The organism is Vibrio sp. V12_P9A6T4 (assembly GCF_963874835.1).
Lineage (GTDB): Bacteria > Pseudomonadota > Gammaproteobacteria > Enterobacterales > Vibrionaceae > Vibrio > Vibrio anguillarum.
In genome coordinates this window covers 43,656-53,129 of record NZ_CAWNJO010000044.1, presented here as the reverse complement: position 1 = coordinate 53,129, position 9,474 = coordinate 43,656, and the positions used below count along the sequence as shown (strand labels likewise).

Genomic DNA, 9,474 nt, shown 5'->3' with positions numbered 1-9,474 from the left:
TTTATATGATGAAACTTATCATGTTGTTATATTTTGCTTGGAGTAATGTATAATATCTAAAAATGGAAAATATAATGTTCATGTTGAAAATTAATTAGAATAGAAAAACAAATGTATCGTGTCTTTAATTTATTTAAAAATATTATCAATATAATTTAATGTATTCATGTTGATTATTTGGATTTTAAATAAACATTGATTGTCATTCCAAAAAATATTTTAATCTAAAATTGTTGATGTTAATTATTAACGGTGGTGCTAATAAATATACTGAATATTATAAATTTAATATGAGGGTATAAAATAATGTTTAATCAAAAAAACACGCCAGTCTCAATGGCCGACAAAAACTATTACCGGGTCTTAGGCCTAACCATGCTTTTTTCGGGTCTATTGCTAAACCCAATATCTCAGGCTATTGCTGTTGAGTTTAGCGCGGATGCGGTCGCTGAGTCAGAGGGGCAGTGGTGGAGCACTTACACCTTAGCGATTAAAAATACAGGAGCAGAGTCAGCGGATATGCGCGATGCGGTCATCGAATTTGTATTACCCGTTGCGATTAACGATATAGGTTGGCAATCATCGGCGCTATCCCATCCTACGTGGAGTCTATCTCATACTGCTCAAGCGGGCGGTATTCTCCATTCAGTGGCGCTCAAATTTCCTGAAGGTGCTTGGGTTGACAGCGTTCTGAATTCCTCAGAATCACTCTCCTTGACGATCGCTTTTGCTGGTTCATTGGAAAACCTGAGTGCTTTTGAAGATTCTGTTATTGTGAAAATGGAAGGGGGCATCACACCACCGCCCGATTTTTCGCTAGATATTCTCTCTCCAGCGCCAAATTCAGTGGTATACACAGGCACAGACGTCAGCATTATGGCTCGTATTGATGGTGAGAGCGCTGGTAAGCTTGAGTTTTGGGCTAACCAAGAAAAAATTGCTCAACAACCATTAAAGCAAGGTGTCACCGAATATCAGCAAGTGTGGCAACCGAAAGAAATAGGAGCCGCTTCTATTTCAGTTATCGCGTTCAATGAGGAAGGCGATAAGCTCTCTGAGCAAAGCGTGCCTGTTTCTGTCGAGTCAGAATCGACGGCGCCTAATCCTCCGGTCGTTGAGTTCATTTCTCCAGAAGCGGGATCATCCCACCCACAAGGCACAAGTTTGACGATCTCTGCTGAAGTGACCGATGCTGATAATGATCTGGCTACCGTTAAATTTTTTGCTAATGACACAGAAGTTTGCAGTATCGATGCCAAAACAGAGCAAGTGTTCTCTTGTGACTGGACCCCTCAAACGGCCGGAAGCGCTGCATTACGTGTTGAAGCGCAAGATGATGAACGGCATGTAACACAAAAAAATCTGACGATTACGGTTACTGATGTGAGTGGTAGTTGCGGTGATGTTGCTCAGTACCAAGATGGCGTGAGCTATCAAGTGGGAGATGAGGTAACCAATATTGGCCATATCTACTCATGTGAAATCGCAGGTTGGTGTGGTAACCCAGTATGGACACCAGGTACTGGGCATCCAAATTATCCAGATGCATGGAAAGATGCATGGAATGACGTTGGTGAGTGCGATCCTAACCCTGTTCCTGAAGTGCATGTTCAATCGCCAGAAAATGGACAAAAAATAGCACCCAATCAGCCATTTGAGGTGGTCGTTGAGGCGACCGACGATTCCCAAGTGGCGCGTGTCGATGTTCAATTGAATGGCGAAGTCGTTGCAACATCCACCTCTTCTTCGGGCGACCTCTACACCATCACTGTGCCTGCTCAAGTTGAAGGACAATACACACTCACGGTTGCAGCGTATGACGATCAAGGTGCAAGTGCTCAAACTGCACCGATTTCGATTGCCATTACTGATAAAGATCTGCTGGTGTCACTCTCTTCCCCTGTAGACGGTTCAAGCTTCTTTGAAGGCCGAGCGATCTCAATCAAAGCGGATGCTAATAGCTATGAAGGTGAGGTGACGTCCGTGACGTTTATTGCCAACGGCAAGGTACTGAATCAAGACACCGAAGCACCTTATGAATATGAGTGGATTGGAGCGCAAGCAGGCAACTACGCTATTTACGCAAAGGCGCTCAACAGTGCCAATCAAGAGCAAATGTCAGCCCCATCGAATATTACAGTGAAAGAGAGTACCGGTGGTGGTGGCCTTGCCGATAACCCAGACCGTGCCATTAGTTATCTCACTTCTTGGGGATTAAACGATTATGAAAAACTGTTTAATTCTGAAGGTGACGGTTATTTATTATCGTTCGGTAAATGGGATGCTAGCGGTAACATTACGATTTCTGATGACATGGTAACCCCACCAAGTTACAACCCAGATTGGATGCCATCTCAGTACTTAGCGTGGTCAACCTTAAAACACGATAATAGCAATGTCACCATGATGGTCGCGTTTGGTGGTCAAACTTATGAAAGTATTTGGTCTGCGATTGGTAGCGATGCAAATCGGGAGGCGGTGGCCAATGGCCTCGTTGAATTGGTCAACAAACCCTTCCCTGTCTATAAGAAGAACCTAAAACCAGAAGAGGTGGTGGGTGACTGCCTTGCGACGGGTGGTGATGGCCAATGTGATTACAGCAAGTACCAATTAGCGGGTTATGTGCAAATCGATGGTCTTGACTTCGACTTCGAGAAAGCAGCGCGCATTACCGATAAAGAGAACCAAGACCTAACCGCATTGATTAAACTGATACGCCAAAAAGTGGGAGACAATAAAGTGTTGTCGCTGACCACATACCATGTCGGTGCTGATCCTGTGGCATGCATGGATTCAAGTGTGTTTGAAAATTGTTCTTACGTTGAGCCATCAGGTCGCTCGTCTCACCATGGTGAAGTGATCGATCTGTTACAAGCAACCAAGAACGATTTCGACTTCTTCAACGTCATGACCTATGACGCCGGCCAAAACTTCCTCTATGATGTCGCGATGGCCAATTACGCTCAATACATTGGAGATAAGTCGAAAATTGTTTTGGGCAATACGATCAATAGCCAGTGGGGGCCAAACGGCAATTTTGTGGAGAGCCGTGAAAACAACCTCAACCGTGCCAAGTGGCAAAAAGAGAATGGTTACGGTGGTTTCTTTATCTGGGCGTTGGGTTCAAATAATCAAAGTCTGAGCATGGAACAGCAAGTCGAGTACTTCAACGAAATGATCAGTGTCAGTAAGTAGCCTGCATGGTTACTTTGTGAGTTAACTAGATAACGGAAGGCCATGGTGCCTTCCGTGTTTTTATCCATCGTCATCAACTTAATCTGAATCGCCGAAGCTGAAATAGAGAACCGTATTCGACATTTTTGATCATTTCCATGAATGTCGGCATTAAACATAACAATATTTAATTTTTCTTAATTAAAATTTGGTCGTTCCCAGCTCCTATTTTTCGGCCAGGCAACCAGTTACCCTCCACGCCATTACAATGCGACTACTTCAACGTTCATCGCTATATAAATACATAAAAACCAATAAGATTTTTTCCGTTACGGCGAACTTTGAATTACTTCATGCTCAGGCGAGTCGAAATCCATTGTAATAGAGCGACTCAATAGCCACAGTGGTGATGCGATGTTAGTTAGAAAGGTTTCTAGAGATTTGGCTTCTGCTCAAGCGCGAGAGAATTGGTTGGCGTATTGGCAACATTTTAGCCGTGAAAGTCAGGCGTTTTGTTCCGAGATTAACTGTTTAGCACCGTCTTCTCAGGCGATGTTGGTAAAATGCGATAAAGATGAAGAAGGGGTGTTTGTGATCCCACTTTGTCAGTGTCATAGCGACAACTTAGAAGGGGTGCTGGAAATAGGGGAGAGTACCGAAGTGCTCCCCTTCCATTACACGTTATAAATCAAAGCGGTAGTTAGCGTTTTTGGTAAAGCCGCTCAGGACGACCTACCCGACCATGCTGGATACAAGCTTCCAGAAAACCACTGGCCACACAATATTCAAGATAACGTCTGGCGGTGGTTTTGCTGATCCCAATCGCTTGTCCTAACAACTCTGCGGTGTACGCGGTTTGTGGTTCATGGTGATAAATCTCTTGGATTTTGATCAAAGTAAGTTCATCTATCCCTTTGGGTAAACTATCGAGTTGCTCAGTTTTAGCCTGAAAATTAAACAGTTCATCAACGTGGCGCTGATTGACGCTGTCATTAGCGCGCAGCGAGCTAGTGTATTTTAGATAACGCTCCAGCGAGTTTTGCACTCGATCATAGGCAATTGGTTTTAACAGGTAATCAAATACTCCGCAGCGAACAGCTTCGCGTACTGTCTCCATATCGGAAGCGGCAGTGATAAAAATCACATCTGGTGCTTGCGGTTGATGAGTTAGCTCCTTTAAAAACTCTATGCCACGACCATCTGGTAGGTAGTTGTCTAAAAAAATCAGTTTAGGCTTGAGAATGCGCACCATGTTACGTGCTTCATTAATACTTTGTGCCACGCCAACAGGGCGAAAGCGGGTAGTTTGTTTGAGATAAAAGCTGTGCACATCAGCAATGCTCGTTTCATCCTCTACGATCAATACGTCGATTAATTCCATCATAATCAGCTCTTATTATGCCCTTCAGCTAGTGGTAAGTGGTTTTCCGCCACAAGTGTTTTGGGTCGATTGGGAATAAAAATAGAAAAAATAGTCCCTTGCGGCTCTGCACTGTCGATAAGTATCGAACCATGAGCCTGAGTGACAAATTGATGAACAAGGTAAAGTCCAATACCGTGTCCTTGCTGGTTTTTGCTACTCACTCCCTTGAGAAACAAGGTTTGGGCAATGTCGGCAGGAATGCCATTGCCATTATCTGCCACTTCAATCACCAACTCTTCACCGTTATCGGTCAGCAGCAGGGATATGGTTTTATTGTTGTTTGGGTTTTTTAGCGTCGCTTCAAATGCGTTATCCAGTAGGTTACCGAGCACTGCCGCCAGCTCATCTGACGTCATGCATTGCGGCTCTTGATGTAGATGTGACATCGGGTCGAACTCCAAGCACAGCCCTAGCTCTTTAGCACGGCTGTATTTACCGAGCAGTAATCCTGCGATCACTTTGGGATGAAAGGTCTGGGAGATGAAATCGATCAGTTGCTGCTGCTCGGCGGTTTCGCGGCGAATGGTTTTGACGGCTTCATCGTATGCGCCGATTTGAATTAAGCCGCCGATGGTGGATAGTCGGTTAGCAAACTCGTGACTCATTACGCGTAGGTTATCGTTGTGCTGACGGATCTGGCTAAGCTGGGAAGTCAGCGTATTGAAGTCGTTGCGGCGACGAAAACTCACCACCCAACCAATTTGCTGTTGCCCTGAATTGATTGGCACACGGTTCGCCACCAAGGTTTCACCATTACAGCTAATCAGTTCATCTTGCTGGCTGGTGCTGTTTTGCTGTGCTAACTGACCAAACGGACTAGCACCCATGAAAAAGTAAGTCGGAGTGATGAACTCTTGAACATTACGTCCAATCAGATGATTCGGTTGGTGGGCAATGCCAAGAATATTAAGTGCCTTAGCGTTCACAGAAAGGATTTCACCCTTCAAGCTAATCGCAACTATTCCTTCATACACACTTTGTAGAATGGATTGCTGCAGGTTGAGGTTCATGGCGATCTCTTCCGGCTCCATATTGAACATCTGTTGCTTGATATGGCGGGTAAACAGCCAAGCGCTCAATCCAGAAAGCAGCATGAGTAGGGCCACAGTACTGAGCATTGGATAGGAGTAAATGCGTAGCCAATCACTGATATGATCGAGTAAATAGCCCACAGAAACCACACCCAGAACCTGTCCGGAAGGTGAGACAACAGCAGCCTTACCGCGAATTGCCCAGCCTAGGCTGCCTTTTTGGGTTGAGGTGTAATATTCGCCCTCTTTTAACGCTCTACTGCTGTCACCGCCTTGCATGGGTAAACCAATTTTTCGCTCATCTGGATGGGCAATGCGAATACCATTGGCATCGCCAATCACAATAAAGTTGGCATCTGAAATGCGTTGTAGGCGATCGATTTTAGTCTGTACTTCGGTGAGACGATTTTGTTGGATTAGGGCAATTAAATTGGGGTCAGTCGCAATCTCACGCGCTTGAATCAGAGCCTTAGTGCTGATCTGATCTTGTAGGGTTTCACTAAGAGTTTGATGGAAAAAGCCGGCTACCAGCAAAAGCTGGATCACTACCATAGCAACCAGTAGTGCACCGACCCTTTGCTGAAACGAAAGAGTCTGGCAGACTTTGGTGTGTAAAAAGTGGGCTAGTGATATTTTCATGCCGGCGAGTCTATCCTTGCTATAAGTGAGGCTTATTGATTGGAGTCTAAGAAACACCAATCAATAATGTCTATCCCATCACATATTTGATCATAACACCTGCCGCTACTGCAGAGCCAATGACCCCAGCGACGTTTGGTCCCATGGCATGCATCAGCAAAAAATTCTGCGCGTTGGCTTCTAGCCCGACCTTGTTGGAGACGCGTGCCGCCATCGGCACGGCAGAAACTCCGGCTGAACCAATCAGTGGGTTGAGTTTGGTGGTGGAGAAACGGTTCATCAGTTTAGCCATCAAAACCCCTGCGGCAGTACCGACACAAAACGCAACAATACCGAGCACCAAAATGCCGATAGTTTGTGGCTGGAGGAATTTATCCGCCATCAGTTTCGAACCGACTGATAGGCCAAGGAAAATAGTCACTATGTTAATCAGTGCGTTTTGCGCTGTGTCGGATAAACGCTCCACCACACCACACTCACGCATCAAGTTGCCAAAGCAGAACATACCGAGCAGTGGCGTTGCAGAAGGCAGTAAGAGCGCAATCAAAATCAGTAACAGCAGTGGAAAGCCAATTTTTTCTAGCTTGTGTACCTGGCGCAGTTGATGCATATGAATTTTGCGTTCTTCTTGCGTGGTCAGCGCACGCATTATCGGCGGCTGAATCATAGGTACTAACGCCATGTAGGAGTAGGCTGCGACCGCAATTGCCCCCAACAATTCAGGTGCGAGCATGCTCGAGACGTAAATTGCCGTAGGGCCATCCGCACCACCTATGATGCCAATCGCGGCGGCTTGCGCCACGCTAAAATCCATCACCCCTAAACTGCTTAATGCCAATGCACCCAGTACGGTAGTGAAAATACCAAACTGAGCCGCCGCACCGAGCAGCAGGGTTTTGGGGTTGGCGAGCAGTGGACCAAAATCCGTCATTGCCCCTACGCCCATAAAAATGAGTAGAGGGCCAACTCCGGAGGCGATGGCTAGACTGTAAAACAGATAAAGCATGCCATCGCTGTACTGATACTGCTCGGCGAGCAAGTGCAAGGTGGTCATTTGCAGTGGCGTTGCACTACTCAGTGCTTGCTTAATCTCCAAAGGCATGTACGAGCTAAGTTGCAGTACCTCTGAAAAGGCCGTCATCACTTCCGGTTTGGCGGCATACAAGGCATTTTCTATCGCCGACATGGCAAGCCCTGCATCAGGCAGATTAGAGAGAATGCCACCAAACCCAATAGGCACTAGTAGCAAAGGCTCAAAGCGTTTAAAAATAGCCAGATAGAGCAGCGCTAAACCGACAAGGATCATGATGGCTTGCCCCCACTGGAGGTGGAATAGGCCAAAATCACGCACCATAGCTAAAACGTTTTCCATTATTTTTGTCCCTGATTACGCTAGTACTAGCAAGGCGTCGCCGACTTGTACTGCATCGCCTTCATTGACTTCAATGACACTGATCACTCCGGCACGTGGGGCGCGGATTTCAGTTTCCATCTTCATCGCTTCTAAGATCAGCAAGACATCGCCTTCAGCCACTTCATCACCTGCTGCCGCATGAATTTTCCAGATATTGCCAGAAAGGGGGGCTGCGAGGTTTTCACCTTCTGCTGCACTCGGTACTGGTGCGTTATTGGCCGACGCTGCTGGCGCGACATGTGTCAGCTCGCCGCCTTCATCTACCTTCACCACATAGCTTTGGTTGTTGACGGTAATGGTGTAGACACCGTTACTTGCGACGGACTGACTTTCCACTGACGCGGCTTTGGTTTTTGCCGTAGGCATTTGAGAGGCGTCACCAGTTTTTGCTGCTTGTGGTGCGGGTTCAAATGCTTCTGGGTTATGGCGATTCGCGAGGAACTTCCAACCCACTTGATCGAACAGCGCAATGGTCAGCACATCATCAATCGCATTCTTGGCTAGAGTGATGTGTTGCTTTTTGGCTTGCTGCAATACGCGGTCTTGCAAGGTTGGCATTTCTGCAGTAATCAAATCAGCGGGGCGGCAGGTTATGGGCTCAGCACCTGCTAATACTCGGGCTTGCAACTGTACGTTGACCGGCGCAGGTGTTTTACCGTATTCACCTTTCAGTACTCCGCTGGTTTCTTTGGTGATGGTTTTGTAACGCTCACCCATTACGACGTTGATCACCGCTTGTGTACCCACGATTTGTGACGTCGGAGTCACTAGTGGCAAAAAGCCAAGCTCTTCACGTACACGCGGGATCTCTTCGAGCACTAAATCGAGTTTATCAAGTGCGTTTTGCTGTTTGAGTTGGCTTTCCATGTTGGTCAGCATACCGCCCGGGACTTGCGCCACCAAAATACGTGCATCACTGCCTTTCATCATGCCTTCAAAGGCGTGGTATTTTTTGCGTACATCGCGGAAATAGGTCGCAATATTTTCGAGCTTAGCGATATCCAACCCGGTGTCGTAGCCCGTGCCTTGCAAGGTGGCGACCAGAGATTCCGTCGCTGGATGACCATAAGTGCCACTCATGCTGGAAATCGCGGTATCGACCCGATCAACGCCCGCTTCAATCGCTTTGAGTAAGGTCATATCGGCAAGGCCAGCAGTGGAGTGGCAGTGCAGATGCAATTCGACATCCACTTGTTTTTTCAGGGTTGAGACTAACTCTTCGGCAGAATACGGGGTTAAAATGCCGGCCATATCTTTAAGGGCAATCGAATCGACACCCAGCTCCGACAGTTGCTGCGCTATGTCGACCCAAGTTTGTAAATTGTGCACTGGACTCGTGGTGTAACAGAGCGTGCCTTGCGCATGCGCACCCATCTTTTTCACCGCTTGTAGTGCTTGTTGCATGTTACGCACATCATTCATCGCATCGAATACGCGAAACACATCCATGCCATTTTTCACTGCGCGCTCGACAAAGGTATCCACTACATCATCAGCATAGTGACGATAGCCGAGTAGGTTTTGTCCGCGCAGTAGCATTTGCAGTGGCGTATTGGGCATGGTTTGTTTAAGCAAGCGTAGGCGTTGCCATGGGTCTTCGCCTAAAAAGCGGATGCAACTGTCAAAAGTCGCGCCTCCCCAACATTCCAAAGACCAATAGCCGATCTGATCTAATTGCTGCGCAATCGGCAGCATGTCGTCAATCCGTAAGCGAGTGGCAAAAAGAGATTGGTGAGCGTCGCGTAATACGACATCTGTTACACCTACGCGTTTAATCGCCTGAGTCATCTGTT

General features: G+C 46.8%; 6 protein-coding genes. 2 read left to right on the top strand and 4 right to left on the bottom strand.

The genetic code is table 11. From position 1 onward, the window contains the following. Positions 1-306: 306 nt before the first annotated feature. The gene (locus AACQ42_RS06385) at positions 307-3,195 is read left to right on the top strand and encodes an Ig-like domain-containing protein (RefSeq protein ID WP_094165805.1); all 2,889 of its coding nucleotides are present in this window, start codon (positions 307-309) and stop codon (positions 3,193-3,195) included. A gap of 393 nt (positions 3,196-3,588) precedes the next feature. Beyond that, positions 3,589-3,861, top strand: a complete 273-nt coding sequence (locus AACQ42_RS06380) for a hypothetical protein (RefSeq protein ID WP_017048247.1) — start codon at positions 3,589-3,591, stop codon at positions 3,859-3,861. A 13-nt stretch (positions 3,862-3,874) separates the two neighbouring features. Here the strand turns inward: AACQ42_RS06380 and AACQ42_RS06375 are convergent, their stop codons facing one another. From AACQ42_RS06375 to oadA, 4 genes are all read right to left on the bottom strand, one after another. After that, complete coding sequence (locus tag AACQ42_RS06375; RefSeq protein ID WP_017048248.1) at positions 3,875-4,558, bottom strand: response regulator; 684 nt, start codon at positions 4,556-4,558, stop codon at positions 3,875-3,877. A gap of 2 nt (positions 4,559-4,560) precedes the next feature. Then, positions 4,561-6,267 (bottom strand): ATP-binding protein, encoded by a 1,707-nt coding sequence (locus AACQ42_RS06370; RefSeq protein WP_088732984.1) that lies wholly within the window; start codon positions 6,265-6,267, stop codon positions 4,561-4,563. A gap of 70 nt (positions 6,268-6,337) precedes the next feature. Beyond that, positions 6,338-7,639: a sodium ion-translocating decarboxylase subunit beta gene (locus tag AACQ42_RS06365; RefSeq protein ID WP_094165804.1), complete on the bottom strand. Its 1,302-nt coding sequence runs from the start codon at positions 7,637-7,639 to the stop codon at positions 6,338-6,340. Between the two features lie 15 nt (positions 7,640-7,654). Then, the gene (gene oadA, locus AACQ42_RS06360) at positions 7,655-9,469 is read right to left on the bottom strand and encodes a sodium-extruding oxaloacetate decarboxylase subunit alpha (protein WP_094165803.1); all 1,815 of its coding nucleotides are present in this window, start codon (positions 9,467-9,469) and stop codon (positions 7,655-7,657) included. Between the last annotated feature and the right edge of the window lie 5 nt (positions 9,470-9,474).